Here is a 25467-nt window from a genome sequence, read left to right on the forward strand (position 1 = left end):
CCCGTGGGAACGTCGTCGGCAGGATCGCGTCGCGTCAAGCAGCGCGTCGTGGACGGCGGGCGAAACCGTGCGCCCTGGCGATCGGCTGGACCGCTCCCCTGGCGCCGGCGGGTCGGCGTGGCGCTCCGGCACAGCCGGCGCCTCGGGCAGGGGTTCCCTCCGGTACGGCTCAACGCCCAGACGACGCATGCCCCGTACCGCGAACAGGTGGATCTGCGCGACGTAGCGGTCGAACAGCACAGCGAGCTGCTCCGGCTGATGCGCCGATCGCCGGATCAGCTCTCCGTCGTCGATCTCGACTGCCTCAGCACTCAACGCCTCTTCGTGAGCAGGTGATTCACCATGTTGTCTCCCGAAGAGCTCCACCGAGTTCCCTAAGAGCCGGGACTCCCGGCAACGGCTCCCGCGGCCTCCCCGTGCGGGCACCGCATCGTCGCACGCGTCATCGTGAGCGATCGATCCCGAATCGGGGGCGGGTGGAACCCGTGGGTGTGAAGGCGCGCGCGGTTGCGGGCCTGGGGTCCGGGCCTGCGCCGGCATCGGCCGCGGGGGCGTGGGCGGTGGCGATGAGACGATCGACGGTCATGGCATCAGCGATCGGGCATGCCGGGCTCGTCCCGTCGGCGACGCTGCGCGCGAAGTCGGTCAGCAAGGGGACGTACGGGTTGTCATGGGGAGGCCGGAACATGCGGACGCGGGCGTCGTCGATCCTGCCGCGGAAGAGCCCCGAATCCACGGGGTCCGCCTCGAGGGTGCGGCCGTCGAAGGTCACCGTCAGACGATCGTGCGGAGTGCCCTGCCACCATTCGACAGCGAGCGTGGCCCTGGTGCCTCGCGGCCAGGTGAGATGCAGGGTCGCTTGCCGTTCGACGCCTCGCGGGAATCGGCGGCCGATCTCGCCGATGATCCCCGTGGGCATGCCCAGCAGCCACACCAACAGGTCCAGGCGATGGCCGCCCAGGGCGGCGAGCACCCACCTCCGGCCACGGCCGGGTCGGAACGCCACCGCCGAGGCTCGGAGGGGGCGGGATCGAGCGGAGCGCGGACGGAGAGCGTGATGGTGTCGACCGTACGGCCGGCGAGCAGTTCGCGCAGGCGGATGAATGCGGGTGCAGTTCGCCGATAGTAGGCGGCCGCAACGACCGGACCGACGGTCAGGTCGGGTTCGTGGAGTGTGGGACGGCACCGCGCCGGCCGGGTGGAGTTCGAGGCGCGATCGGGAGGGGCAGGCCGAGCGGCATCTCGACGAGCACGGGCAGACCGGCGCGGTGCGCGGCGCCGGCCAGGGGCGCCCGTGCGGCCATGGGCTTGGCCACGTAGACCAGGTCGACGGAGCCGAGCAGAGCATCGTAGTCGTCGGTGCCGAAGCCGATGTCGTACTCATCGCTCAGGGCGCGTGCCCGCTGAGCGTCTCGCCCCCACACGCCTGCCACGGTCTCCGACAGCGACAGCAACCCTGGCAGGACGCGATTCCGCACTACGTCCCCGTATCCGACGATGCCCCATCTCAGTCTTTTGCCAGGCATTTCACAACTTTCATGGTTCGTACGGGAGAAGCGGTACGGCGGGCCGGCAACAGTGACGGTCGTGACGCCCATGGACGGCGCCTGCCAGGTGGCGGCTCAGATGGACCGTCAGGCCCGAACGACCGGCCGTCCACCCTGCAGCGAGGGTGGCCGACGCTGTGCCGATTGGCTGGTGCATGGCTCACCAGCAAGGCTCGGGCAGAGAGGCCGCCGGTCAGCCCCGGCACCGGCTCGTAACGGCGTCATCGGCCAACGCCACGAATGGGGAGAGGCGGGCGGCCGGTCCCGCGCCGCGTGAACTGATCGATTTCACCTCTGATGGATTTCCCATGGCGAGCTCGCGCGCAATATGCTCATGCGCTAAACCCTCCACGAGAAGACTCTATCGACCGAGAAGAGCCTCTTGCCAACTCACCGAGGTCAATTCATGAGGATCACCGAACTGCCAGCCGGAGCAGAATTGGCGCCAGAAAAGGCGTCCGGCGAATCACCGGACTTGCGGAGCCGTCACCCTGGATCCAGGGGCCGCCTTGGTGTCTGAACGCTGTTTCTCCTTGTTGAGGACACCATGGTGGTCGAGGAGGACAGGCCAAGTGTCCAAGGAAAGGAAACATTTATGGGGGCACGCCGTACCGCCGGGTCATCCTCTGCCGCCATTACCGCGGTTCCAGCAGCCGCGAACAACATCCGAAGGCGCACTGAGTTTCGGGCGCGGTAGCGGGACCGGGCGAGCGCACCACACGACCTCGCGCGACGTCGCCACGCTCTCGTTCGTCGATGACAACGCCTTCGCGAACTTCTGCTCGGCCCGAAACATTCACCGGCCTGGGGCCGCACCCGTCTCCACGACCGTGTCAAAGATCGATGAGCCGACCGCATGGATCCCATCGTCGCCGACGGCCCGCTCGTCGACCTGAGCCGCCGGGGGGCCGGACGACCTGCTCGGCACGACCACGGAGCGAGGCCCCTGCCACCATTGTCGGTGCAACTGAGGACCAGACTAAGGATGAGTCATGGAGGAGGAGAACTTCCGGAATGAGCGCCGACGACGAACCTGATGACCCGGCCGAGCCGCTCATAGACTGCGTGGAGGGCAACGGTCTCCATGCCCACCAGGTTGCTGTCGTCGATGGTCGTGATCGTTTCCCCGATATCGAGAGCACTGATCTCTTCGATCGCTTCGCGTACCTGCTCGACGGAGGCGCCGGTCTCTTCGGCGATGAGGTCCACGCTGGTCAAGCTGAGGGCGATGTCGGCCGCCACGTCGATGCGCTCGGTGGGGACGATGGCCGCGACCCGCCGGCCGTTGATGGTCAGGTAGGTGATCTGCCCAGCATGGTCGGCACGGTTCATTACGTCGCCCAGCCGGGCACGGGCCTCGTCGAGAGTGAGCTCAAGGGCAGGGCGGCGAGCCCGACACCGTGACCTTCACCATCTCGGGGCTCGACATCACCGAGACCTCCGTCGTCAACGGCACCACTCGTACCCGCACCAACACGGGAGCCCACCTGCGTGACATCGACGGTTACCTGAATGAGCGCGCCATAGACCTCACAGGCGAGGGCTATCACGAGGACCTGCCGACAACTCGGGACCGGTCGTAGACGACGTCGTCGTCGGTCGAGGGACCACGATGACGCCGGTCGGCCGTCGGGCTCCGCCACGATCTTCAGGGCGGCCGGATACCACCGGGCCTTCCGCTCATGGAGTTCCGTCACGTTCGCGTCAGGCGACTGCCGGAGGGTCTGGCAGCGAGGCGTCCAGGCGGATGAGGTTGAGCGCGACGGCGGAGTAGACGTGTTCGAGGTGGACCTTCTTGATGCCGCGGTAGCGGGCCTGGCGGATGCCGGTGACCGCGATCGCCTGGTGGATGGTGCCCTCGACTGCGGCGCGGATGGCGTACCTGGTCTACCGGTTGGTGCTGTGTTGTTCGCGGCGGGCCTGGTCCAGGACCTCCTGCAGCGGGCGGGGGCGCAAGGTGAGCTGACGCCCGCCCCTCTTCGAGGAGGTGCATTCCGGGCGGGCGGGGCAGGCCTGTCAGGCCTCGCCGCCGAACTTGCCCCACGATCGCTTCCTGCCCGCGCTGGATGCAGGGGCTCCATGAGCTGCTGGTCTGGCCTTGCGGGCAGGTGACCTGCTGCTTGTCCCAGTCGACGGTGAACGCGCTGCGGTCGAAGCCCGCCTTGTCGCGGGCTTGCGGTTTGACGTCGGGGACGGTGGCGTCCGTGGCGGCCACGTTCGTGATCATGTTAGGGGGGTGGTGGGCACACTGTTGCCCGGCTGTGTGCCGGGCGCGCTCTCGTCTGGCGCGGGCAGGTCGTGGCAGGTCTCGCTGATGTGCACCTTGAAGCCGCACCAGAAGAAATCGTCGCCCTTGGCCGTCCAGCGACCGTCCATGTCATGGGGAGAGGCCAGGCGGATACTTCCCGGTGGGAGCCCCTCTCCGCCGTCATTGAAGGACTCTCGCCGCTTGACCACCTCCCGCCTGCGGCTGCCGGTGGTGCGGGTGTAGTTCTGAACCAGCATGATCCGCAAGGCTTGCACCGCGGGCAGTTCGCGCAGCCAGGCCGGGGAAAACGGCGCATACACGGCGCTCACCAGCGCATATCCGTCGGCGCCGTAGGCGATGGCCAGTTGCTCGTGCTTGGCCACCGAGGCCGGCAACCGCCAGGAGTCCACCCGGGCGCGGTAGCGTTCGGCCCAGCCGCTTACCTCCAGCACCCGCTCCACCCAGCCGGGCGCGGCGGCCGAGATCGCCTCCAGCGCCGCCTGCGCGCATTCCCCGGCTGGCTCCAGCCGGTTCAGATCGCGGACCGCGCCGAGCATATGCGTTGAGTCGGTGCGCCCCCGGACCGCATCGGCGGCCCGGCCGGTCGGTCAGGTCCTCGACGAACCGCAGCACCGTCACCAGCGCCAGCATGGCCGGCGACTCGGCCGGCGCGCCCCGGACACCGAGCGCCTCAGCGAACTCGGTGTCGGTGAACACCTCACCCAGCTGGTCACGAATCGTCATCGGCAAGCTGCCCTTGGGGAACGCCGCCCGTGCTACCTGCGCGGTCGCCTCCGGAACCCTGCGGCACCGACGCGCCTGCATCGACATCACATGCCCCGTCCTGCGGCTGTCGAGGGGAGGATCACGGCACCCAGAGACGATCTTTCACCCCAACGCCACCCTGAACGCGGAAATCGCCTGGCCTGTCAGCAGAATTCGGCAACAGGATCGCCCCAGCGATCAAACCTTTCGTTAGCCACCAGCCTGAGGACGGGCGAGCGGGATCGGCGCACCCAAACCCACATGAAACCGGATGGCAGAAACGCAGCGGCGAATGGCAGAAACCACCTTATCGAGAGGTCGACGGAGCTGGATAATGGGGCACCGTGGAATCGGCTCTCCTGCTGGAGCCGATACGAAAACAGCCGGACCGTACGCTGGCGGCTTACCAGAGCCCCGGCGGCGGACAGAAAGAGAGTAATGTGCGCTCGATAGCCAGAAGGCTGCTCAGCGTCGCCGTGGCTGCTGTCACGATGACGCTATCGACCACGACCGGCAGCGCCGATGCCGCCGTTCAAAAATATCCGCCCGCGTACAACATGAAGTCTCAATATCTCGGGGCCTACCCGCACGCGGGTCTGGAGAATGCCGTCGTAGCGCGTCGCCTCTATCTGGCTGCGGGGACATACGAGTGGTGGCACGCTCCTAACCGATGCATACGCAAGATCGAGCTGGGCGCAGGATGGTATGACTGGACCAACTATCTTTCGCCAGGTGGTGGCTACTATAAGCACGGTTCAATTCTCAATCCGGTTACTCCTGGCTGGGAAACAGTTGAACACGCCTGTAACTGGACTCTCACTAAATCCGGCACAATGAACTGGGGTGGCATTCTTATTCCTCAGTTCTAAGGTCGGGGTTCCTCGGCGCGCTTGCGCGCCTTTCCTGGTCATTGACCAACAGGGTGAAGCGCAGGCTCAGCGAGAGGGTGGGGTGGCCAGCTGGCGTGGCGATCCGCGCGGTGTAGGGCCGTTGCCAGCGGAACGCAACCTCGATCATCCAGCCGTGCCGGTCGAGCTGTAGGAGTTCGTCGGCGGCACATTGCGACCAGGTGACCTGCCAGCCGTTATTGATGACGTAGCTAGTCAAGGCATGGATTCATGGCGGAGATCTCCTTGAGCTAGGGGAGGGCAGGGTGGGATGGCCGCCCGCGCGGCCTAGAGTTTGAACGGAGTTCGAATCTCTAGGCTGGTCGGAGGCTTCGGATCCATAAGACGGCTCCGTGTAGATGCAGGCCGGCGAGATAGCTGTCGGGGGTCTTGTCGAAGCGGGAGGCCAGCCCACGCCACTCCTTTCCGGTTGATGTAGCGCTCGGCCGGGTTGCGCTGCTTGTAGAGATCAGGATCATGGGTGACCGGCCGGCAGCCGCGCTTCTTGCGGCTGGCCGCCTGGGCGATCTTCTCCGGGATGACCGCTTCGATACGGCGTCGTACCCGCCTTCGTTCGTCGTCGCCGTCGCAGGCGTCGCGAGCGTTTTCCCCCTTTGGCGATCCTGTTGCCGAATTCTGCTGACAGGCCAGGCGATTTCCGCGTTCAGGGTGGCGTTGGGGTGAAAGATCGTCTCTGGGTGCCGTGATCCTCCCCTCGACAGCCGCAGGACGGGGCATGTGATGTCGATGCAGGCGCGTCGGTGCCGCAGGGTTCCGGAGGCGACCGCGCAGGTAGCACGGGCGGCGTTCCCCAAGGGCAGCTTGCCGATGACGATTCGTGACCAGCTGGGTGAGGTGTTCACCGACACCGAGTTCGCTGAGGCGCTCGCGCTGATCGCCTCATCAGAATTCGGCAACAGGGTCACGCGTGGCGACGGTCCGGAAGTCCTTCAGCCGGTTGATCGCCCGTTCGACGTCTGGATCCGGTTGGCGCGGAAGGAATAGGCGTTGTCCGCGGCCACCGCCGCCGGGCGGGTCCGTGGCCGACCCACCGCTCCGACCAGCCGGATCTGGTCCAGGACAGTGGTGAATCGCGAGCGGCCGGCGGCCTGCCCAGGCGTGAGCACGAAGACCAGCGGCAGCCCCGGCGGTGGATCTCGGTGTTCAGCCCGCCCCGGGATCGGCCAAGCGCGCCGGGCGCTGGTGTGGAGTCAGGTGGCGGTGGATGTGCACCCCGCGGATCAGTCACGGTTCCAGCGGGGTGGCGCCACCCACCGATCATCCTGGTCGGCAACCCTGCGGGTCGGTACGGCTAGTCGCGGACCTCGCCGTACCACTGCCACTGCTCACGTGGCAGCTGGGGCACGCCGGGCAACGCGATCCGGCCCGTGCACCAGAGCAGGGTCTGACCTGGAGCGTGCCCCTTGGGGGCGTTGGGGAACAGCCGCTCGACGACCTGTGCGGCCAGGACGTCCGGTGGACTCCAGCCGTACCCCAGGGTTCGGGCGAGGTCGTGGCTGTGGACAAGGATCTCCAGAGCGGCCATCGCGGTGAAGCCGGACGCGTCCGATGTGCCCCACGGATGGAACGCCCTGACCCCGGGCGCAGTGCCGCGCACTGTCAGGGACAGCAGGTGCGCGGCGATGTCAATCGACTCGATGCGCAACTGAATCGGCGCGTGCGGATCGTTACTGGCCCACAGGCTCGTGTACCGGTCCGCGGGCCGGGCGATGAGCAGCGCGGCATAGCCGACGACGCCGAGGACGATGTGGTCGAGCAGGTCTCGAGCGGTCCACGAGGTGTCGGCCGCCCGGCGGGACCAGTCCTGGTCCACGCCCTTCTCCAGCACCGGCAGCGCCTCGGCGGCCGAGGCGATGGGCAGCTCGGACCAGGGAATTATCATTTCGGACAACCCCTTTCACACGGGCGGGGAGGAAGTACGCTTGCGCAGCAGCGTGAGGATGACGGCGACGGCGAGGCAGACGGCCGCGAAGACGAACGTGGCCAGGAACGCCGCCTGCACACCTTCGTTGAGGCCGACCCTCGGATCGGTGGCCAAGGCGTCGGTGTTGGCCACCAGCACGGTGGTGCACAGCGCGATACCGAATGCGGCGCCGATCTGGAAGACCGAGTTGTTGATGCCGGAGGCAAGACCGGATTCGCCTGCCGGGACGTCGGACAATGCGGCGATCGCCGAAGCCACGACGGTGGTGCCGATACCCGCACCGAACACGACCATCGCGGGAAGAAGGTCGGTCCAGTAGTCGCCTCCCACGGTGACCCGGGAGAGCAGGTAGGCACCACCGGACAGGAGCGTCGCTCCGAACATGGCCACCTTCCGGTAGCCGAACCTCGTGGTGAGCGGGCCGGCGAGGTTGGAGCCGACGATGGACATGGCGGCGTAGATCGCGGTGCTCAGCCCGAACAGGATGGCTGAGTAACCGAGCACTTGCTGGGCGTAGATGGACATCATCAGGGCGCCACCGTAGGTCGCCATGGAGACGAGCAGCGTCATGATGTTGCCGCCGACGAGGGCACGCAGCCGGAAGATCCGGAGCGGGACCAGCGGGGCCTTCACCGACCGCTCCGCGATGAGGAAAAGCGCGAACAGCACCGCCGCGGCCACCAGCACTCCCAGCGTACGGACCGATCCCCAGCCCACTTGTGGCGCCTCAGCCACACCGAAGACCAGAAGCACCAGCGCTCCGGTCACGGTGATCGCGCCGAACGGGTCGAAGGCTCGTTCGCGGGAGCGGATCGGCGTCTCCCGGAGCAGGCGCGGGCCGATCACGAGCACGACGCCAGCCAGGGGGATGTTGATGAAGAAGATCCACTCCCAGCCCAGGCCCTGGGTGATGGAACCGCCGACCAGCAGCGCGGCAGTGGCGCCGAACGCACCTATGCCGGTCCACACGCCGATGGCGCGGTTGCGCTCCTTGGCGTCATCGAAGGTGTTCATCAACACGGCCATCGCCGTGGGCGCCATGATGGCCGCCGCCACTCCTTGGACGATCCGCGCGGCGATGAGCACACCACCGGTCCACGCGAATCCACAGACCACCGAGGCGACCAGGAAGAGCGCGGTGCCCACCATGAACATCCGGCGGCCGCCGAGCATATCGGCGGTACGCCCGCCGAACAGCAGTAGCCCGCCGAAGGCGAGCAGGTAGGCGCTCATCACCCATTGCGAGCCGGTGAGCCCGAAGCTGAGCTCGGACTCGATGGACGGCAACGCCAGGATGACGATCTGCGAGTCAACAATGATCATGAAGTACGCCGTGCACAGCAAGGCCAAGGCCTTCCAGCGGCGTGGGTCCGGGGCGGAGGACGACTGTTGCTCCAGGGGAGCCATGCTTGTTTGTTCTGACACATGGAGGTAGACCGCGAGGGCTGACGCGATTCGCCGCACAGCGGCGACGAATTTCGGTCGCTACGCTGGTCTGTACCCGGTAAGGGATGAAATTGTGCCCTGACAGGGGGGTTGTGACCATGACCAACGAGGCGACTACCGCCCTCAGCCGGACAGGCAGCGAGGAGTTCGCCCGGCTGACGGATCCGTACCGAGCCGAGCTGCTGACGTACTGCTACCGCATGCTCGGGTCGATGGATGACGCCGAGGACCAGGTTCAGGAGGTTTATCTGCGGGCCTGGCGATCCTACGCCAGCTTCGAGGGGCGGTCGTCGCTCCGCACCTGGCTCTATCGCATCGCCACCAATGTCTGCCTGAACGTGTTGACAGGCCGGAGCCGGTCGCCGGCAATCTCCGGCCTGCCGGAGGACGACCTCACCGAGCAGAACACGGCCAGAGCGGCGGATGATGATCACAGCGATCCCGCCGTGATCGTCGCGGCACGGGAGCATCGCAAGCGCGCTCTGCTGGTCGTCTGGCAACATCTCTCGCCCCGCCAGCGCGCGGTGCTCATCCTGCGGGACGTCCTCAACTGGCAGGCGACGGAGATCGCCGACCTGCTCGGCACCTCGGGCACCGCAGTACACAGCATGCTGCGGCGCGCCAGGGCTCAACTCGCGCAGACTCCCTCGGACGGCACCGAAGCGGCGGAGCCGGACGATCTCGCGCTGCGCAGACTGCTGGACGAGTACGCCGCCGCCTTCGAGACCGGTGACATCACCAATCTGGTGTACCTGCTCGCTGACGACACTGTCTGCCGGCGGCGACCATCCGACACCGTGCTCAAGGGGCGCGACGCGATCGCCCAGTATCTGCGGAACTGCCCAGCGGTGGGAGACTGCAAGATGGTGCCGGTCTCGGTGAATGGCAAGCCAGGCTTCGGCGTCTACCGACGGGATGCCGATGGCGTGCTGCGAGCCCACACCATCGACGTGCTCACCGTCACGAATTCGGGGTTCGAGAACATCGAGGTCTTCGAAGACCGGAGCCTGTTCAGCGCCTTCGGCCTGCCCCGGGTCCATGAGGCCGACCTCGTGTAACGGGAGCGTCCGGCCGTCATGTCAATGCGACAGTTAACGCAAAGACATGATTCCTGCCATTTCTTGTTGTTTTTCTGCCATAAGCCCCGCCCGGTTGATGGTCCGGGCGACGGGTTCTCGCCTGATCGTCCTGGGCATCGCCGGCCATGCGTCGCTCCAGGCAAGCCTTGACGGAGCGCCCCACTTGGCCGATTCGCCCAGGCCATCGGCAGACCGTTCTTGGACGACAGGCGGCCGGCCCGGTCTGGCGGCTCGCCTGAAGCCGCGAAAGAAGTTTTCATTGCATCCCTGATCAATGGTGTTAACTTTGGTTCGATCAGGAGTCATCTCCTCTCTCACCCCCCAACACCAGTAGGAGGAGTGCAAATGACATTGCCTGTCCGCCTGCTCTTATCTCACCTCACAGCCACGTTCGCCCTATGCGCGGCCATCGTGCTCCCGACCGGCACCGCCCACGCGGACGAGCCTCCCGCCACCCTCGCGGCTCCGCCCTTCCAGATGCCCGTCCCCTGCGGCCAGCGCTGGACGACCTCCACCCACGGAGGCCACGCCAGCCAGTACATGGTCGACATGGTGTCCGTCAGCGGTGTCACGCACGGAACCCCCGCTCTCGCCTCCGCCGCCGGCACCGTCATCACCTCCACCTTCTACACCGACGCCGGCAACACCATCGTCATCGATCACGGAGGCGGCTGGGTGACCCGCTACCTGCATCTGGCCAGCCGCGCCGTCGGCGCCGGCGCATCCGTCGGCCAAGGCCAGCAGATCGGCTCCATCGGTAACACCGGCAGCGCCACTACCGGCGCTCACCTGCACTTCGAACAACGCCTCAACGGCGCCGTCGTACAAGCCTCCGTCAACGGCCACCTCATCCCCGTTACCTGGTCGTACAACCAGCACTACGAGACCAGCAACAACTGCGGCGGCGGTACACCCGGCAGGTACTGGGTCGACACCTTCGCCGACGCCCCCGGACACTCCACCCCCGGCGGCACCCGCACCGGTACGCTCAACCGCGGCACGAACTACGTCTACTGCCGCGCCTGGGGACCCATCGTGCAGGTCGGCAGCGACTACAACCACTGGTGGCTGAAGACCGACCTGGACAGCGGCAACCCGTGGCAAAACCAATGGGTATCGGCCTACTACCTATCGCGCTGGGGCAACGACCAGGCCAAGGACAACAACGGCACCGACATCGCCGACTGCTGACCGAACCCCGCTGACGCGGGACGTCGCGTGCGGGCTGTGGCCTTCTTGCACGCGGCCGGGGCCGTATCGCCGCCATCACAGCGCCCGTGTTCGCCGAGCGGACCGGTCAGGGCATACCGATCGGTCCGGTCGGCGGCGGCGAGACCGTGCCGGACGTCGAGGGCGACAGCGCGGGCCAAGCCGCCAAGGCTCGCATCACGAAGTCATCTCCGACCCCGCGCTGACGGCGCAGCAGGCCGCACGGCCGGCCTTCTCCGCGATGACCGGCCTTGATCCCGCGCCCACGCAATTGGGCGCGGTTACCGCGGGAGGAGTACGCCTTGTCGGCGGCCACCGCGCCCGGCCTGGTGCGCGGAGGACCGACAGCCAGACGGATCTTGATGCGCTCCAGCACGGCGCGAAACTGCGGGCTGTCACCGGCCTGGCCAGGGATGAGGACGAAGGACAGCGCGCTGCAGTGCCGGTCGGCCGACAGATGCCTCCGGCGGCCTCGTGCAGCGCTGCGGCCAGTTCAGCTGCGGCCAGTTCGCCATCCGGGGCCATCCCAGCGGCGTGGTCGCAGGAGCGGGCCGTCGTGGAGTCCACCCTCACCTTGTCGAGGCCGGCCTGTCACACGGCGCTGAATTGCGGTTCAGGCTCGATCGTGCCCTGGATCAGGGATCAGCCGCGGAACGCGGGAGGAACAGTCAAGTCCAGGGCGAGCTTGCCGGATGCGGCGCCTTCGGCGATGAGAGCGAGTGCCTTGGGAGCTTCGCGAAAGGCGAAGGCTGTGGGCACGCGCGGCGTGAGGCGGCCTTCGGAGTGCCATGCCAGGCACTGGCTCAACGCCCGCATGGCGACGGCGACGTCGCGGCTGGCATAGCCGGCGATGTCCTCGTGCCGATAATGGCGATATTGCCCACCAGCACGTCCAGCAGGCTGACGGCGGGGATGGCGCCGCTGGCGAAGCCTGTAGTGACGAGCCGTCCCTCCCAGGCCAGCGCGGCGATCAGTTCACGGGTGAGATCACCGCCCACCAGGTCCAGGACGAGATCGGCGCCGCGTTGCCCGGTCAGCGACCTTACAGCATCGGCCAGGCCCTCGGGCGGAAGGACGTGATCAGCTGCGGCTGGCGTCAGCGTGCCCGAGCGATCGACGGCGATGACCCGGGCGCCTACGGCCTGCGCGATCTGCAGCGCCGCCTCGCCGACGTTACCGGTCCCTCCCGTGATCACTACCGTCTCGCCGGGCTGGAGTCCGCCCCGGTGCAGGAGCGAGACGTGCGCGGTGGCGTACGAGACGGGAAAGCCCGCCGCCGTCAGGTCGTCCATGCCATCGGGGATCGGCAGCACATGGGTGGCGTCCACGGCGAGCTGGTCCGTATAAGCACCCCAGCTCACCAAGGCGATCACTCTCCGGCCAGGGGCGATCGTGGTCACGTCGGGCGCGGTCTCGGTGACGATGCCGACCAGCTCGAAGCCGGGTACGAGCAGGTCAGGAGCGGGGCTGTGCCCCTGACCCGCCCGGACGTAACGGGCATTCTATCGAGGTCTGGCATAGGGATGCCTAAGCAATGGTCGCGTGCCCGCCATGATGTGCCCGCATGTGCCACGGGAGCGCCTTCGCCTCCGTCGACATCGACATGCCCGAGGTGCGGCATGTTCGACCAGGCCGAGACCCGTGACAGCCTGCACACGCGCACCTGGGGCGTGCCGGCCGACGGGGAAGGCGCCGCGTCCTGGCTGCGGGGCTGGCCGTGTTCACCCTCGCCTCCGCGTCCTGCGCCCTGGCGCAGGACGCGGACACACTGATCGCCGCGCGGGCGGCTCAGCGGGCGGGAGCGGCCTTCGTCATGCCGCTGGCGTTCACACTGCTGTCTACGGCCCTTCCACCCGAACACCGCGGCAAGGCGATCGGCCTGTTCAGCGGTGTGACAGGACTGGCGACGCTCATGGGGCCGTTCCTCGGAGGCGCCATCGCGGCGGAGCCCTTCTGGGCATGGATTTTCTGGATCAACGTGCCGATCGGGCTCATCACGATCGTCTTGGTGCTGTTGAGGATCGAGGAGAACCAAGGACCGACAACCGGTTACACGTTGTCGGCCTCCTACTGGTCACCGGCGGCGTTCTAGGTCCCGTTCTGGGACTCGTGCGTGCCTCCAGCACGGATGGGGTGACAGCGAGGCGCTCCTCCCATGGCGACCGGCGTCATGCTCCTCGCGGGCGTTCGCCGTCTGGGAACGGGAACGCGACATTCGTTAGTATCGTCATGCAACCACCCTGCTGTACGGTGGGGTTGTGCTTGGTCGTACCTACGAATCGCAGAACTGCTCTGCGGCGCGGGCGCTCGAGATCGTGGGTGAGCGCTGGAGTCTACTGATCATCCGGCATGCGCTCTTGCGGGGTGTCACCCGCTTCGGGGATTTTCAGCGCGGTCTCGGAGTCGCCCGCAATATTCTTGCGGCGCGGCTCGATCGGTTCGTCCAAGAAGGGTTGATGGAGCGGCGACCCTCCGCGGAGAGTGCGCCGCACCACGGCTACATCTTGACCGACATGGGACGCGAACTGCTACCCGTCGTCATGGCACTCACGCACTGGGGCGACCGCTGGGCCGCGCCAGGTGATCCTCCTGTCATCTTCCGGCATGAGCACTGCGGCGGAGAGCTCCACCAGCAGACCGTCTGCGATGACTGCGGCCGGTACGCGGCCATCGAAGCCGTGATGGCACACCCCACCGCCCCCTCGCCGGCTCTGGCGTAACACGCCCGAGGTAGGCGAAAGGCCAGCCTCGTCCGACTTGGCCAGCCTTTCGGGGTCGTTCGGTTGGATCACGCGTGAAGAGTGAGGGCGGGCGATCGAATATCGAGAATCGGGCGAGGTTGGCTGGATTATGTCTTGTCTGCCGTGGCGAAGACGGCGAGCAAGGTGGGCCCATTGGGAAGATGGCTGCGGCGTCCGCCGACATAGCCTGGCTGCTGCATGGCCGTGTGCCTAGCGCTCTCTTGGATGCGTGAGCCGCTGGACTCGCTCCGACAAGAGCATTGTGATGACGGCATCGGCGGCGGGGAGAATTCTTTGAAAGCCATTCGCGGAATGATTCCTTCCACATGAGGGATCCTCTGTGGCGTCGAAACTTTCTCCTCCTCTTGAGTGTCCTGGCGTTTGGGGTATTCCTGTTCATCGCCGGACCCCGCTTCGCGGGTGTAGTACGGGTACGGCCGGAACGCGACGGGGACACACCGCGGCAGACGACTGATCGTTAGGGTGGGCGTCGTCATGTTGACGCGCGTCTGGGGAGGATGCTGGTGACCTCGATCTACCGGACCGCGTAGCCACGCTTGGCGCGCGGCCACACCCAGGATGAGCATGATGTTGATGTTGGTGGTGTGGCTGAAGTCCGGTGAAGCCTCACCGCCGTGCCCAGATCGACGGTACGAGCGCCGCGCTGATCACTTCGCGTCCTTCGTCTCCCTCGCTGCAGCCCTCATGACTCAACCGAGCGGATCCCGCACGGTCAGCGCCTCGTGCGGCCCGGCGCACACCCATGAGTCGCTCCATTCGTAAAGCGGTGGCGCCCGTGCCTGCGCGGCGCGAACGCACACCCACGGCCGTGCAGGTTCTGAGGGCGACCTCAGGACCGCCCCAGAACCTAAGTGGTCCGGCTCGTAAGTCATTCGAGGGTTCACATGGTTGCTGGTAGTGCGGCAGGCTGGTGATCGCAGCCGGTGGGTTGCTGGAAGTGGTGCTCGTTCTGTTCGTGTCGCTCGATCCGGGCCAGCAGGTCCTCGAGGTCGGCCGGGGTGAACTTCCATCTGAAGGGCCGGGCGGTCTCGTTGTAACGGCGCTCGAAGGCGATCAGCCGGTCTTCGACCTGGTCAAGGGCGGTGAAGTCGTTGGGTGTGACCACCTTGCGCTGCACGATGGAGAAGAAGATCTCGATCTGGTTGAGCCAGGACGCGTGCACGGGAGTGTGGACCATCACCGCGTTGGGGAACCGGGCGGCGAGCCGGTCGGCGGCGGCCTTGCCACGATGGGAGGAGCCGTTGTCCACGACCCAGAACACCCGCCGGGCCGAGGCGTACGGCTCTTGCGACATGACCTGCTCGACCAGGTCCATGAACGGGACGATGCCCGTCTTGGGTGAGCAGCGCCCGGACACGCGGGCCTGGTGGACGTCGTAGGCGGCCAGGTAGGCCAGCGCGCCGCCACGGTCGTAGTCGTGGTTGACGCGCATCATCCGCGACCGTCCCGGCGGCAGGGTGGGGTGACAGCGGCAGCGAGCCTGGATCGAGGTCTTCTCGTCGGAGGAGATCACGTACTCGTTGCCGGCCAAGGGCCGGCCGTTCCAGAGGCGCTGGTAGAGGTCGAGCACGCGGGCGGCCTTGGTGGCGAAGCCGGGGTCGCGGATGAAGATCCAGGAGGTGTGCTGCCAGGGCTTGAGCACGTCGGCGGCCAGAATCCGGCGGACGGATGAGGCGGACATCGCCTCGGCGATGCCCCGCCCGACCACTTCGGCGGCCAGGTCGGCGCTGCTCCAGCGGGACAGCGGCATCCCGGTCTCGGCCGGTAACTGGCAGGCCAGCGCCGTGACCTCGGCCCGCTGGACGAGGGTAAAGCGGGGCGGACGGCCGCTGCGGGGCCGATCCTTGAGCCCGTCGATGCCCTGATCGGCATAGCGGCCACGCCACCGCCGGACGGTGTCGAGATGGACGCGCTGCCGCAGGGCGATCCGGGCGTTGGAGTAGCCATGCGCGGCATCCAGCACGATCCGGACACGGACGACCTGCTGGTAGGGGACCGTATGAGCATGGGCCAGCTTCTTCAACCGCCGCCGCTCGGAGGCGGTCAAGGCGATCTGACGAGCACAAGGGACGGGCACGCGGAACGCTTTCGGTGATCTGACGAGGGGCGCTGCCACCTTGCCCCGATATCCACCGCCCGGAGCGTGATCGACACGCCGGACGGCAAGATAGAGCTCATGCCCGCCATCCCGGAGTCGACCAAGACCTCCCTGGCCCAGCGACTGCGCCAGCACGCCCGCGATCACTGGCCACAGCTGGCAGGCCTGAACGTCCGCTACCACGGCCGGTTCGCCTACGTCGAAGGCGAACTGACCGGCGGAGACCGGCTGCCCCTCATCCGCCTCCGTTACGGCGGATCGGCCTCCATCTGGGGGTTCGGCCTCTACCTCGCCAGCAGCGGCACGTACGAGAACCAGATCCTGCCCACCGGCATGTCCGCCGGCACACCCCAAGAAGCCCTCGACTGCGCCTGCGACCTCTACCTCAGCCATTGACCCCGAAGAACTTACGGGCAGGACCACTAAGCCTCCGGGCCGCGGATGCGGTGCTCGATGACGCAGGTCAGGAGACCGACGCTCCCTGGGCTCGGTGGATCACGAGTACACCCCCAAGGGTGCCTAGTCCACGCGGCCCAGGTGGAGCTGCGCAGGACCTGCCTGATCGACGGCCTCGTTCATCGCTTGGCGCGTGGGCACCGGGAAGGAGTGTCCGGGAACCGACACATCCTGAGCGGGCAGCGTGCCTGACACGAGGGCGCGCCGATCTTGTTGGCCGCCGGGTTGTTGAGCGCGAGCGGTCCGAAGACCACGCCGTGCTTGCCCGCGTCCATCTCCGTCACCAGCCTGGACGAAGGCAGCAGCCGGCGCAGGGCCTTCGCGCCCTCGATCGGGGTGGACGGGTCGCTTTCCGAGTTGAAGATCAGGATCGGCGGCACCCGGCTCGCGTCGGGGAGCTCGCGTTCCTAAGCGGCCACGGGCCAGTTCTGGCACGCGGCGTTGCACCAGGAGTTGTACCAGACGGCGAAGTTCGGATACCAGGCGACGTGCTCGGCCGCGTCGCGTTCCCAGGTCTCCTTGTCCGCCGGCCACGGAGAGTCCGTGCAGGAAACCGCGTTGAAGATGGACAGGAAGTTGTCGTTGCCCGGTGAGCCCAGGTTCAGGACAACCGACTTGAGGCGCGTGTCGTGACCGCGGCGGACGAAGTCGCTGATCGCCCGGGTGAAGTTCAGCCAGCCCCCTTCGCTGTACATGGTGTCGAACGTCGAGAGGATGAACTCGTACGGGCCGACGTGACCGCGAGGAGCGCGCCGCAGATCGGCCATCACGGTTTCCCAGGCTGCCCGCACCTGGTCCTTGGTCGTTCCGAGCCCGAAGACGTCGTCGTAGCGCGCGACCCACTCGAAGTAGGTGTCCCACCGCTTGTACATCGCCGGGTTCTGGCTCAGCACCGGCCATCCCTGGTAGGCCATTTCACGCGGGGTCGGGTCCACGGCACTTTCGAGGATGATGCGGTCCAGGTGGGTGGGGAACGCCGCAGCGTACGCGATGCCCAGGTACGTACCTTACGAGAAGCCGCGATAGCTGATCTTCTGTTCGCCGAGTTCCTGGCGGATGCGGTCCATGTCCTTGGCCACGGTGTTCGTGTTGACGAACGGCAGCATGCTCCCGGCGTTTCGCTGGCAGGACGCCGCGAACTCACCCAGCAGCTTCCACAACTCCGGTCGCTGCGGCGCGGCATCGGGGTCGGGCAGCGGCGCCGCCCACAGGGAGAGGTCACCGCAGGACAACGGTGTGGAATGTGCCACCCCACGCGGGTCCATTCCGATGATGTCGCACATCTCCAGCACCGAAGGCGGGATGCGGGTCTGCCCGGTCGCGGACGGAGCCGTCAGCCTGCCGGCGTATTCGGCGGCACCGCCTCCCGGCCCACCGGGGTTGAGGAACAGAACGCCACGCCGTTTATCAGGATTGGTGGCCTTCGCCCTCGACATCATGACGGTGATCTTGGCGCCGTACGGACGGCCGTAGTCCAGCGGCACCTGCAGTGTCGCGCAGTCCAAGTGCGGATACGGGGTAGCGAGATCCTGTGGACAGGCGCCGAACTGTAAGGATTGTTCCGCCTCGGCAACGGGCGAAGCGGCGGAAGGGAAGCCGCATACGCTGGTGACCAGCGCTATGACACCAACCAAGAGCGGGATACGTCTCACGTTATCTCCCATGCGTTCATGCGGGATGCCGACTGCGACCGTCCTGCTCGGCGACACGCTCCTCAGCGCCGGACCGACATTGCCAAGTCCGATGCCTTTCCTGTTCAACACGGGACAGTTCTGGGCCCGGGGTAGTCGAATTGCCGTTGGATTCGGGGCGAACACTAGATGGATCTTGCTCGTCTGCCCGCCCCGGGAACGACCGAGCAGGGCGGACTTCAGCCGCAGTCTCCAGCGGCGCCGAAGGCATCGCCGTTTGTCCTCTTCCGTGCCCGCTTCGGCCCCTGGCCGGTTCTGTTCTTCGAGGTCACCCTCTTTGACTGGGCCTTGTCTTCCCCGGCAGCGGCCTTGTCCAAGGCGGCGAGGACGTCGTGGCTCAGGTGCATCCCGGCCGCGTCGTGGCGCGCACGCACCATGGTGGAATCGACGCCGGCCAGCGACAGATCCACCCCTCCTCGCTTGGCGGCCTCAGCGATCAAGCCCTCCAGCAGAGCCTCGAACACGCCGGGGCCACGCCACTGACGGAAGCGATCGGAGACCGCCGGCCAGGCGCCGAACTCGGCCGGCATCTCCCGCCATTGAGCACCGGCCCGAAACCGCCAGACCACGCCTTCGAACTGCTGGCGCAGACGCTCGGGTAAGGCCCGTACTCACCGATCGGCAGGTAGGGCCTGACGAACTCCCATTCCTGGTCTGTCAGTTGCGCTCGCGTCACATGCGAAGGTCTTGCGCTTGTGCGGTCGGCTCGGAGCGCGGTGTCGGTGTTGCCACCGGTCCGCTTCTCCGAGCCAACCGCACAAGCCCAGCGACCGACAGAGAATCGCGCGGCGAGGGTTACATGATCACGGCATCGCTCAGGCGAGTGGCGGCGACGGCTGCCGCGGCGACGCTCCTGAACGTTTCGGCGACCGCTGCCTTCCCGCTCGCGCCGACGTCGGCCGCCGCGGGGGAAACGATCACCTTCCGCGGGATGAGCCTGACCCTTCCCGCCGGGTGGCAAGCGGATCGGATCGATCACGGCTGGCTCCAGATAGCGTTGAAGGGCTGCAATCCGACCAAGGTGGCCTGCACCAACTTCGCCCTGATCGGCCCCAAGGCGCTCAAGGGGGTACGAATCTGGAGAGGTCCGGACGGATCACCCCTTCGCGCCTGGAACCGGTGCGTCGGCGTGCCGTTTCACTCCCCGCAGCAGCAAGCGCACCAGGACTTTCAAACAGCGCGAATGGTATCTGGCCAAGTCCCAGATCCTCATCGTCGACGGCTGGAACATCCCGGTCCTGGCGGGGATCGTCAGCCGGGCCACGTGGAAGTGACGGGCATCAGGCCTGCCGGCCGCGACGTACTGGTCAGACGCCTGGTCTGGCGGCGCGTGACTAGGTTCGGCGGCGGAAGAACTACGGCCGGGACAACCCGGTCGGCTCCTTAACCCACGCGCCCGGAGGCAGCTCACGCGTCCCGCAGGCGAGGCTGCCCGCTGTTTCGTCATCGATCGAGCGGTCGTCGCCGAGCTCGTAACGTCAGTGTTCGCACGGGCGGCGGCATCACATGGCGGCCGTCCGGCGTACCGTTCGCGTCAGGTCGCCCAGGGGCACGCCGCGACATGCTCACCGTCGGGAGACGGGGCTCATGGCTTGCGGGCCACGCCGCCGTACGCGTCGATGGACGGGGCTTTCGTCTCATCCTCCGGCCGCCACTGCGTAATGGGCGCCAGCCCCGGCTCCACCAGATGCAGCCCGTCGAAGAAGCCCGCCAGCTCCTCCAGTGAGCGCAGATAGTACGGGACCGCTCCGCTCTCGGCCAGTTTGTCACTACCCTCGGCGACCGCCTCACCCGTCGCCGTACCGTCCCACAACACCATGTAGCTGTCTGACGGCACGGCGTGCATGCAACGCTCGATGATCGAGCGCATCACCTCCAGGTCTTCCACATAGCCGAGCACCCCCATGAACATCACGGCGATCGGCTTGCTGAAGTCGAGGACCTTGCGAGCCTCCGCGATGATCAGTTCGGGCTCGTGGTAGTCGCCGTCGACATAGGCGGTCACGCCCTCGGGTGAGGTGTTCCTGAGCAGCGCGCGGGCGTGCACGAGCACCAGCGGGTCGTTGTCGACGTAGACGATGCGCGCGGTCGGGTCGATCGATTGAGCGACCTCATGGGTGTTCTGCATCGTCGGCAGCCCCGTGCCGATGTCGAGGAACTGGGATACTCCGGCCTCGGCGGCGAGGTAGCGGACCGCCTGGATGAGGAACCTGCGCGACTGCACGGCCATCTGGACGATCTCCGGGTACACCTTCGCCACGGCATCCCCGGCGTTCCGGTCGGCCGCGAAGTTGTCCTTTCCGCCCATCCAGTAGTTCCAGATCCGGGCGGCGTGCGGGACCTCAGGTTTGATCTTCGTGGCGACGTCGGAGCGGTCGTGGATCATCATTGGCTTTCTGTGGGAGAGGGCGCAGTAGTTGCGCGCGGGAAGATCGTATGTGCACAGAACGCTACATGCGGCGTCATCATCACTTATGGCAGAACACATCCCTGTTAATGCCGTATTCGGCCTACCCGGCGGTTGCTGTGGCTTGCCGCCGTCGGGTGGACGAGCGTGACGCGTCCCCCGCCTGCCATGCCAACGTTCAGGCCGAGCCGTACCGCCGGGCACAGCCGCCTTGCATCTGACGCTGGATGTCGTTCAGGGTAGCGAGGTGCCCGGCAGCGCGCCGTGACCGAGCTCGAACGAGGTCAGGCACGTCCTGGCACCACCCACGGTCTGCGACGGGTGGGATGCGCTCGATCCTGTACGGAGTTGAGATCAGAGGCTTGGCTCCCTCCCGCACCTGCGATGCCCTGCCCACGAAGATCGCAGAAGGAACGCCGATCAAGAACGCGGGTCCGATGGCGCAGGCAACGATCATCGGCGGCGCGAAGATGCTTTTCGCCAGCCTGGACGAACTCGAATGTGCCGGGTGTATGGCGACGAACCGATGTTCGTCGTTACCATCCGCGTCTGGAACGCGCTGTCGGACAGCCTTGGGACGGTGTCCGCGTCGGTTACGTGCCGTGTACAGACTGGCCGTCATGTGGATTGGAGGGACGCGGCTCGTGCCAGCCGTCGTCCCATGGGGATGATCATCGCCCACAGGACCATGGCCTCGTGATGCCGGATCACCGCTTGTATTCCCGTACGCAGCGCCTGCGCCGGAACATCCACGACAGCGTGCGCTCGCGGTCCTGGACGCTGGCGGCGGTGACGATGACGACCAGCAGCAGGCCCAGGGCGTCCACGATGATGTGCTGTTTGGTGCCCTGCACCTTCTTAGGCAGGTCGTATCCGCGCGAGCCGGCGGCTACGGTCTCGGCGGCACGCAGCGACTGCGAGTCGATGATCCCCGCACTGGGCTCCGGCTCGCGGCCGTCGGCTATCCGGACCTGTTCGCGCAGGTCATTGTGGAGAGCGTAGAGATTGCCGTCGGTCCACCAGCGGGTGAAGATCGCATGGACGGTGCGCCAGGGTGCCAGGAAGTCGGCGGGCAGATTACGCCACTTGCAGCCGTTGTCGGCCACGTACCGGATGGCGTCCACGATCAGGCCGCGGCAGTACTTCTCGGCGCGTCCGCCCTTGCCGTGTAGCCAGGTCGGCCAGGGCATCAACGGCTCGATGACCTGCCGCTCCGCGTCGCTCAGGTCGGTGGTGCACCCGGGGCGCCCGGTGTGGGTGGTCGGCTCCGCGGCCGTACCGGCAGGCCACGCATGAACAGGCGTTTTCTGCGTTGCGGGAGACAGCAGCGGGGGGCGGTGGCGTACAACGGCGGCAGACCTTCCGGCTGGAGATGGGCTTGGATAACCACCGTTGCGCTCCCGAAAGGTCGCTCTATCTCGCAAAAGATTCGCGCTACGGCACCATTTCTTCCAAAAGATGGCTGCAAGGGCGTTCTCAGCGTTCAGTTTGCACACGGGCACTTATGGGCTTTGAGCCAGGCGGTGGCCCTTGGTGGTCAAGTCCAGAACGCGCTGCAGAGCGGGGAAGATGGTCAGCAGCTGATCATGCAGCCGGTTGACCGCCCGGGTGCGGTCAGCGGCCGAATCCTTGCGTCGAGCCACCAGCCTCCGCAGTTGGACGACCACTTCGTCGTCACCGTCCAGGACGGTCAGATCGCGGCGCATCCGGGTCTGATCGGCAATGCTCAAAGCGTCCTTGGCATCGATCTTGCCTGTCCCTCGGTAGCCTTCGGTCGCCCGATTGACCACGATGCCCGGCACGTGGGCGACCTTTGGCCATGATCGATCAGCGACGTCAACAGCAGCACTACTCGCTGCTGTGCAGGTCGATCGCCCAGGTCACGTCCTCGGCCAGGCCCAGGACGTCCCCGATCGTCGCCACCGGTGTGGCTTCGTCGTTGGCAAGGCGACGGGAGGACACCCGCGCGCCACCGGCGTCGACCACCGGGGTGTTCACGCGTGAGGTCGGCCTGGGGCTGAGAGAGGGTTGTGGAGATCGCTTCCCGAGATCTTCTGAGTGGTGTGCCAGCATGCAGCTGTCGCCGGAAATTGAGCACGGCTACTTCGCTGATTAGGTGGGTTCGCGGAGTGGGCTTCGACACGTCTTGATCAGGGAGGACGACCACGGCTCACCAGAGTCGGTTACCAGTGCCTGCAGGCATGCACACTTTCGCGCTGGGCTGGGGCGCCGGCAACGAGTCGACTCTCTGGCAGCGTGTCAGGGCGGTCACTGGCTGGAGGTCTGTGGCCCTGGCTTCTCTATTGCACCGGCTTCAGTGCCGCCTGCAGGAGCACGACGCCCTCGCCGTACTTGTCCTCCAGCCGTTGCTGGAGCTCCTCATCGGCCACCCAGACGCCCGCAACCACCTGCTCCTTCATGATGTCGACGGAGGTAGAGGTGAAAGGCTGGCTAAGATCATCGCCGATGGACTCCTGGATCTGCCGCAGCGCTTCCTGGCTGCGCTGGGCCCGGCTGACGCAGAGCGCGCCGCCCCAACTCTCCCGGATCCACGCCTCCCTGCCGGTCATGTCGCCTGTGAATTTCACGTTCAGCACCAGCTTGGCCGGGTCGTTTGCGTACTTCTCCGCCCACTCCGGCTTGCTGCCGTCATAGCCGGGGATCGAGTCCAGATAGCTCTGGTCCAGCCACACCCCGCCCACGGCTGCCTCATTCTCCAGTCGCCGCTGAGTCGCCTCGAGCGCTTCCTGGGTGGTTTTGGCGGGGTCAACTGGCCGCCAGCCGCCCTCCGGGACGGGGCACGGGCTGTCGAACCTGCGCTCCTTCGGTGTGCCCTGGACTGCACCTGGCGATTCGGTCAGAGTCAGCCGGGAGCCGTCCCAGGTACCGACCACCCGATAGTGACCCCACTTCGTACCCTCGACGCTCTCGTGCTGAACTTTGGACCAGTCCCAGCCGACGATGTCCGGCCCACCGCACTGGGGTGGCAACGACTCGGCCATCGCGGCGCACAGTTGCGGCCCGTGGTCAGGATTCTCCAGGACGGAGACGGCGTTGGCCGCGTACGTGACCGGCTTGTCGGCCGTTACTCCGCTGCCACAGGCGGTCAGCACCATAACGGCGAGGAAGGCAAGTGAGCGCATGACCTTCAGACGTGCGAGCGCTCGCAGAGGTTCAGCAGCATGCGCTCTAGGGAGCAAGGCTTGAGATCTGTGGATCACTGGGAAGGGGTGGTCCTTCTCGGTGATTGCGTGATTCCACCAAGCATGACCGACGCGCTAACGTCGGCCGGAAAGGCACACCCGTGCTCACCATGGTCCCTGACCTCGCTGGCGGCGACCACGCCACAGCCGCACTCCCGCCCCAACCCCCGCGCTGATCGATGAACTCGTTCGCGAGGATGCCTACCGGATGCTCGCCGAAGCACACAGGGCCGAAGTTGACGCCCCACAGCCGCCTAGTACTACAGTCATGTTTTGTGATCTAAAGTTGGATCTTGTTGTGGCGTAGCCAGCGTTTCCAGTAGTGGCTGCTGCGGGCGCGGGCTTGGTGGGCGCGTCGGAGATGTGACCAGCCCATGGCGCGTTGCAGGATGTCGCTGATGGGGTGGGTGACGGCGCTGGTCAGATGTGCCAGGAGACGGCGGATCTCGGCTGGGGTGAGGGGGACCAGGCCGCACGTGCTTTTGGGGCGTGGGCGGCGGTGACGGCCAGGTAGGCGTGGGCGAGCATGGCCAGGGTGATGTGGCGGTGCCAGCCGTCGTAGCGGCGGACCTGGTACTGGTCCAGGCCGACTTCGTTCTTGGCGGACTGGAAGCACTCCTCGATGGCCCATCGGGAACCGGCGATGCGAACGAGCTGGTCCAGCGAGGTACCCGCGGGTCCGAAGCACAGGTAGTAGGCCATCTCCAGCTCGCCTTGATCGTTCGGGGTGAGACTGCGGCGGACCAGGAGCCAGCGCTGGAAGCCGCCGGGTCCGCCCAGGTGGTCGTCGGTGTGGGGCGGCAGGGTCGCCATCGCCCAGTCATACAGGCGCGGCCCCTTGGCCCCATCGCCCGCCGACAGGCGTTTCCATGCCTGCTCGGGGGCGTCGGCGGTCACCGCGTCGGCTCGTGAGCCGGTGTTGCCGTAGCCGATACCGGTGCCGAGCGACTGGCTCCTGGGCACGGCGACGACGTAGCCGACCTCGCGTTTTTCCAGGAACAGCCGGAACTTGTGGTCCTGGCCGTACGCCTCGTCCGCGCTCACCCACGAGGCGGGCACGCCACTGTCCAGTGCCCGACCCAGCATCGCCGCCGCTAGCGCCGGCTTGGTGGCGAACGACACACTGTCGGGGATGCCGGCCTGCGCGCACCGGGCCCGATCATCGGTCCAGGACTTCGGCAGGTACAACTCGGCATCGAGCAGCGCGCGCCCGCGCGGGGTTGCGTACACGAGAAACACCCCGAGCTGGCAGTTCTCCACCCGGCCAGCCGTTCCCGAGTACTGTCGCTGCACCCCGGCTGAGCGGGTGCCCTTCTTAATGAACCCGGTCTCGTCCACGACCAGTACCCCGCCCGGATCTCCCAACTGCTCGACCACGTAATCACGCAGGTCAGCACGGACTTCCCGAGGGTTCCACCGCACGTTGTTCAGCAGCCGCTGCATCCGATGCGGCTGCGCATCACCCGCAGCCTCGGCCAATTGCCAGCCGTTCTTCCGCTCCACCGGCGCCAGCAGCCCGACCAGATACGCCCGCGCCTGCCGACGCGGCTCCACCCGCCCGAAACGGCTGGCCACCCGAGCGAACAGCTCATCCAGCCCCGCCGCCCACGACTGGAGATCCTCAGACGTCACCACATCCGACACGGATCCGACTATAGATCACAAAACATGACTGTAGTACTAGTAGTACTTTTTTAGTTCGTTAGGGTGGGCGCTGATGGCAG

General features: G+C 66.7%; 27 protein-coding genes and 6 pseudogenes. 9 read left to right on the top strand and 24 right to left on the bottom strand.

The window, feature by feature from the left end; genetic code table 11:
• Positions 1 to 207: 207 nt before the first annotated feature.
• Positions 208 to 336 (top strand): hypothetical protein, encoded by a 129-nt coding sequence (locus tag HD597_RS64190; protein ID WP_276082677.1) that lies wholly within the window; start codon positions 208 to 210, stop codon positions 334 to 336.
• Positions 337 to 442: 106 nt separating this feature from the next.
• On the opposite strand, the gene HD597_RS03230 is transcribed toward HD597_RS64190, so the two are convergent.
• The 3 genes and pseudogenes from HD597_RS03230 to HD597_RS03240 all read right to left on the bottom strand — a co-directional run.
• On the bottom strand, positions 443 to 1186 hold the full coding sequence (locus HD597_RS03230) for a Gfo/Idh/MocA family protein (RefSeq protein WP_372513330.1): 744 nt from the start codon (positions 1184 to 1186) through the stop codon (positions 443 to 445).
• Positions 1155 to 1598 (bottom strand): Gfo/Idh/MocA family oxidoreductase, encoded by a 444-nt coding sequence (locus HD597_RS03235; protein ID WP_308210551.1) that lies wholly within the window; start codon positions 1596 to 1598, stop codon positions 1155 to 1157. The genes HD597_RS03230 and HD597_RS03235 overlap by 32 nt, the downstream gene beginning before the upstream one ends.
• Before the next feature lie 939 nt (positions 1599 to 2537).
• A pseudogene (locus tag HD597_RS03240) lies at positions 2538 to 2906 on the bottom strand (hypothetical protein); the annotation flags it as partial.
• A gap of 41 nt (positions 2907 to 2947) precedes the next feature.
• On the opposite strand from HD597_RS03240, the gene HD597_RS03245 reads away from it, so the two are divergent.
• Positions 2948 to 3130 carry a hypothetical protein gene (locus tag HD597_RS03245; protein WP_253740187.1) on the top strand — a complete coding sequence of 61 codons (183 nt, stop codon included), beginning with the start codon at positions 2948 to 2950 and terminating at the stop codon, positions 3128 to 3130.
• A gap of 121 nt (positions 3131 to 3251) precedes the next feature.
• Here HD597_RS03245 and HD597_RS66590 read toward each other — a convergent pair.
• Both HD597_RS66590 and HD597_RS03250 read right to left on the bottom strand, forming a co-directional pair.
• Positions 3252 to 3551 (bottom strand): annotated as a pseudogene (locus HD597_RS66590) (transposase); the annotation flags it as partial.
• 219 nt (positions 3552 to 3770) lie between these two features.
• On the bottom strand, positions 3771 to 4352 hold the full coding sequence (locus HD597_RS03250) for a hypothetical protein (RefSeq protein WP_253740188.1): 582 nt from the start codon (positions 4350 to 4352) through the stop codon (positions 3771 to 3773).
• Between the two features lie 552 nt (positions 4353 to 4904).
• Here HD597_RS03250 and HD597_RS03255 point away from each other — a divergent pair.
• A complete protein-coding gene (locus HD597_RS03255; RefSeq protein ID WP_253740189.1) occupies positions 4905 to 5429 on the top strand; it encodes a hypothetical protein in 525 nt (174 codons plus the stop codon).
• Here HD597_RS03255 and HD597_RS03260 read toward each other — a convergent pair.
• Positions 5413 to 5667, bottom strand: a complete 255-nt coding sequence (locus HD597_RS03260; RefSeq protein ID WP_253740190.1) for a hypothetical protein — start codon at positions 5665 to 5667, stop codon at positions 5413 to 5415. The genes HD597_RS03255 and HD597_RS03260 overlap by 17 nt on opposite strands.
• A gap of 521 nt (positions 5668 to 6188) precedes the next feature.
• Here HD597_RS03260 and HD597_RS03265 point away from each other — a divergent pair.
• Entirely contained in the window at positions 6189 to 6452 is a 264-nt protein-coding gene (locus tag HD597_RS03265) for a hypothetical protein (RefSeq protein ID WP_253740365.1), read from the top strand.
• Here HD597_RS03265 and HD597_RS03270 read toward each other — a convergent pair.
• The 3 genes and pseudogenes from HD597_RS03270 to HD597_RS03280 all read right to left on the bottom strand — a co-directional run.
• Positions 6431 to 6636, bottom strand: a pseudogene (locus HD597_RS03270) (hypothetical protein); the annotation flags it as partial. The gene HD597_RS03265 and the pseudogene HD597_RS03270 overlap by 22 nt on opposite strands.
• A 123-nt stretch (positions 6637 to 6759) precedes the next feature.
• Entirely contained in the window at positions 6760 to 7350 is a 591-nt protein-coding gene (locus HD597_RS03275; protein ID WP_253740191.1) for a DinB family protein, read from the bottom strand.
• A gap of 15 nt (positions 7351 to 7365) precedes the next feature.
• The gene (locus tag HD597_RS03280) at positions 7366 to 8799 is read right to left on the bottom strand and encodes an MFS transporter (protein ID WP_253740192.1); all 1434 of its coding nucleotides are present in this window, start codon (positions 8797 to 8799) and stop codon (positions 7366 to 7368) included.
• 137 nt (positions 8800 to 8936) lie between these two features.
• On the opposite strand from HD597_RS03280, the gene HD597_RS03285 reads away from it, so the two are divergent.
• Together HD597_RS03285 and HD597_RS03290 are read left to right on the top strand one after the other, a co-directional pair.
• A complete protein-coding gene (locus tag HD597_RS03285; protein WP_253740193.1) occupies positions 8937 to 9896 on the top strand; it encodes an RNA polymerase subunit sigma-70 in 960 nt (319 codons plus the stop codon).
• A gap of 366 nt (positions 9897 to 10262) precedes the next feature.
• The gene (locus tag HD597_RS03290) at positions 10263 to 11108 is read left to right on the top strand and encodes a M23 family metallopeptidase (RefSeq protein WP_253740194.1); all 846 of its coding nucleotides are present in this window, start codon (positions 10263 to 10265) and stop codon (positions 11106 to 11108) included.
• A gap of 234 nt (positions 11109 to 11342) precedes the next feature.
• On the opposite strand, the pseudogene HD597_RS03295 reads toward HD597_RS03290, so the two are convergent.
• The 4 genes and pseudogenes from HD597_RS03295 to HD597_RS66600 form a co-directional block, all read right to left on the bottom strand.
• Positions 11343 to 11586: pseudogene (locus HD597_RS03295) on the bottom strand (transposase); the annotation flags it as partial.
• Positions 11587 to 11768: 182 nt separating this feature from the next.
• Positions 11769 to 11942 (bottom strand): zinc-binding dehydrogenase, encoded by a 174-nt coding sequence (locus HD597_RS66595; RefSeq protein ID WP_372513331.1) that lies wholly within the window; start codon positions 11940 to 11942, stop codon positions 11769 to 11771.
• Positions 11930 to 12418: a zinc-binding dehydrogenase gene (locus HD597_RS03300; protein ID WP_276082787.1), complete on the bottom strand. Its 489-nt coding sequence runs from the start codon at positions 12416 to 12418 to the stop codon at positions 11930 to 11932. Before HD597_RS03300 ends, HD597_RS66595 begins: the two co-directional genes overlap by 13 nt.
• A 15-nt stretch (positions 12419 to 12433) precedes the next feature.
• A pseudogene (locus tag HD597_RS66600) lies at positions 12434 to 12586 on the bottom strand (alcohol dehydrogenase catalytic domain-containing protein); the annotation flags it as partial.
• Between the two features lie 203 nt (positions 12587 to 12789).
• Here HD597_RS66600 and HD597_RS03305 point away from each other — a divergent pair.
• Positions 12790 to 13218, top strand: coding sequence for an MFS transporter (locus tag HD597_RS03305; RefSeq protein ID WP_276082788.1), 429 nt, complete (start codon positions 12790 to 12792; stop codon positions 13216 to 13218).
• Positions 13219 to 13384: 166 nt separating this feature from the next.
• Entirely contained in the window at positions 13385 to 13846 is a 462-nt protein-coding gene (locus tag HD597_RS03310; protein WP_253740197.1) for a winged helix-turn-helix transcriptional regulator, read from the top strand.
• Positions 13847 to 14768: 922 nt separating this feature from the next.
• On the opposite strand, the gene HD597_RS03315 is transcribed toward HD597_RS03310, so the two are convergent.
• Positions 14769 to 15935: an IS630 family transposase gene (locus HD597_RS03315; protein WP_253740198.1), complete on the bottom strand. Its 1167-nt coding sequence runs from the start codon at positions 15933 to 15935 to the stop codon at positions 14769 to 14771.
• A 96-nt stretch (positions 15936 to 16031) separates the two neighbouring features.
• Between HD597_RS03315 and HD597_RS03320 the strand changes: the two genes are divergently transcribed.
• Positions 16032 to 16382, top strand: coding sequence for a hypothetical protein (locus HD597_RS03320; protein ID WP_253739774.1), 351 nt, complete (start codon positions 16032 to 16034; stop codon positions 16380 to 16382).
• A 179-nt stretch (positions 16383 to 16561) separates the two neighbouring features.
• Here the strand turns inward: HD597_RS03320 and HD597_RS03325 are convergent, their stop codons facing one another.
• From HD597_RS03325 to HD597_RS03370, 10 genes and pseudogenes are all read right to left on the bottom strand, one after another.
• The gene (locus tag HD597_RS03325; protein WP_253740199.1) at positions 16562 to 16822 is read right to left on the bottom strand and encodes an alpha/beta hydrolase; all 261 of its coding nucleotides are present in this window, start codon (positions 16820 to 16822) and stop codon (positions 16562 to 16564) included.
• A 27-nt stretch (positions 16823 to 16849) separates the two neighbouring features.
• The gene (locus HD597_RS03330; protein WP_253740200.1) at positions 16850 to 17377 is read right to left on the bottom strand and encodes a hypothetical protein; all 528 of its coding nucleotides are present in this window, start codon (positions 17375 to 17377) and stop codon (positions 16850 to 16852) included.
• Positions 17378 to 17449: 72 nt separating this feature from the next.
• Positions 17450 to 18205: an alpha/beta fold hydrolase gene (locus tag HD597_RS03335; protein ID WP_253740355.1), complete on the bottom strand. Its 756-nt coding sequence runs from the start codon at positions 18203 to 18205 to the stop codon at positions 17450 to 17452.
• Between the two features lie 54 nt (positions 18206 to 18259).
• Positions 18260 to 18809 (bottom strand): annotated as a pseudogene (locus HD597_RS03340) (transposase); the annotation flags it as partial.
• A 909-nt stretch (positions 18810 to 19718) separates the two neighbouring features.
• Entirely contained in the window at positions 19719 to 20522 is an 804-nt protein-coding gene (locus tag HD597_RS03345; RefSeq protein WP_253740201.1) for an SAM-dependent methyltransferase, read from the bottom strand.
• A 725-nt stretch (positions 20523 to 21247) separates the two neighbouring features.
• Positions 21248 to 22042, bottom strand: a complete 795-nt coding sequence (locus HD597_RS03350; protein WP_308210552.1) for a transposase — start codon at positions 22040 to 22042, stop codon at positions 21248 to 21250.
• Positions 22043 to 22342, bottom strand: coding sequence for an IS110 family transposase (locus HD597_RS03355; protein WP_253740203.1), 300 nt, complete (start codon positions 22340 to 22342; stop codon positions 22043 to 22045).
• A gap of 46 nt (positions 22343 to 22388) precedes the next feature.
• Entirely contained in the window at positions 22389 to 22538 is a 150-nt protein-coding gene (locus HD597_RS03360) for an IS110 family transposase (protein ID WP_253740204.1), read from the bottom strand.
• 302 nt (positions 22539 to 22840) lie between these two features.
• Entirely contained in the window at positions 22841 to 23656 is an 816-nt protein-coding gene (locus tag HD597_RS03365) for a hypothetical protein (RefSeq protein WP_253740205.1), read from the bottom strand.
• Between the two features lie 507 nt (positions 23657 to 24163).
• Positions 24164 to 25375: an IS701 family transposase gene (locus tag HD597_RS03370; RefSeq protein WP_253740356.1), complete on the bottom strand. Its 1212-nt coding sequence runs from the start codon at positions 25373 to 25375 to the stop codon at positions 24164 to 24166.
• Between the last annotated feature and the right edge of the window lie 92 nt (positions 25376 to 25467).

This window comes from Nonomuraea thailandensis (genome assembly GCF_024172165.1).
Classification (GTDB): domain Bacteria; phylum Actinomycetota; class Actinomycetes; order Streptosporangiales; family Streptosporangiaceae; genus Nonomuraea; species Nonomuraea thailandensis.

Coding starts and splice junctions, on each gene's coding strand:
- HD597_RS03275 (WP_253740191.1), bottom strand. CDS start 7,350: ATGATAATTCCCTGGTCCGAGCTGCCCATCGCCTCGGCCGCCGAGGCG.
- HD597_RS03345 (WP_253740201.1), bottom strand. CDS start 20,522: ATGATGATCCACGACCGCTCCGACGTCGCCACGAAGATCAAACCTGAG.
- HD597_RS66595 (WP_372513331.1), bottom strand. CDS start 11,942: ATGCGGGCGTTGAGCCAGTGCCTGGCATGGCACTCCGAAGGCCGCCTC.
- HD597_RS03250 (WP_253740188.1), bottom strand. CDS start 4,352: ATGCTCGGCGCGGTCCGCGATCTGAACCGGCTGGAGCCAGCCGGGGAA.
- HD597_RS03365 (WP_253740205.1), bottom strand. CDS start 23,656: ATGGTGCTGACCGCCTGTGGCAGCGGAGTAACGGCCGACAAGCCGGTC.
- HD597_RS03300 (WP_276082787.1), bottom strand. CDS start 12,418: ATGGACGACCTGACGGCGGCGGGCTTTCCCGTCTCGTACGCCACCGCG.
- HD597_RS03265 (WP_253740365.1), top strand. CDS start 6,189: ATGTCGATGCAGGCGCGTCGGTGCCGCAGGGTTCCGGAGGCGACCGCG.
- HD597_RS03235 (WP_308210551.1), bottom strand. CDS start 1,598: ATGGGCGTCACGACCGTCACTGTTGCCGGCCCGCCGTACCGCTTCTCC.
- HD597_RS03280 (WP_253740192.1), bottom strand. CDS start 8,799: ATGGCTCCCCTGGAGCAACAGTCGTCCTCCGCCCCGGACCCACGCCGC.
- HD597_RS03285 (WP_253740193.1), top strand. CDS start 8,937: ATGACCAACGAGGCGACTACCGCCCTCAGCCGGACAGGCAGCGAGGAG.
- HD597_RS03290 (WP_253740194.1), top strand. CDS start 10,263: ATGACATTGCCTGTCCGCCTGCTCTTATCTCACCTCACAGCCACGTTC.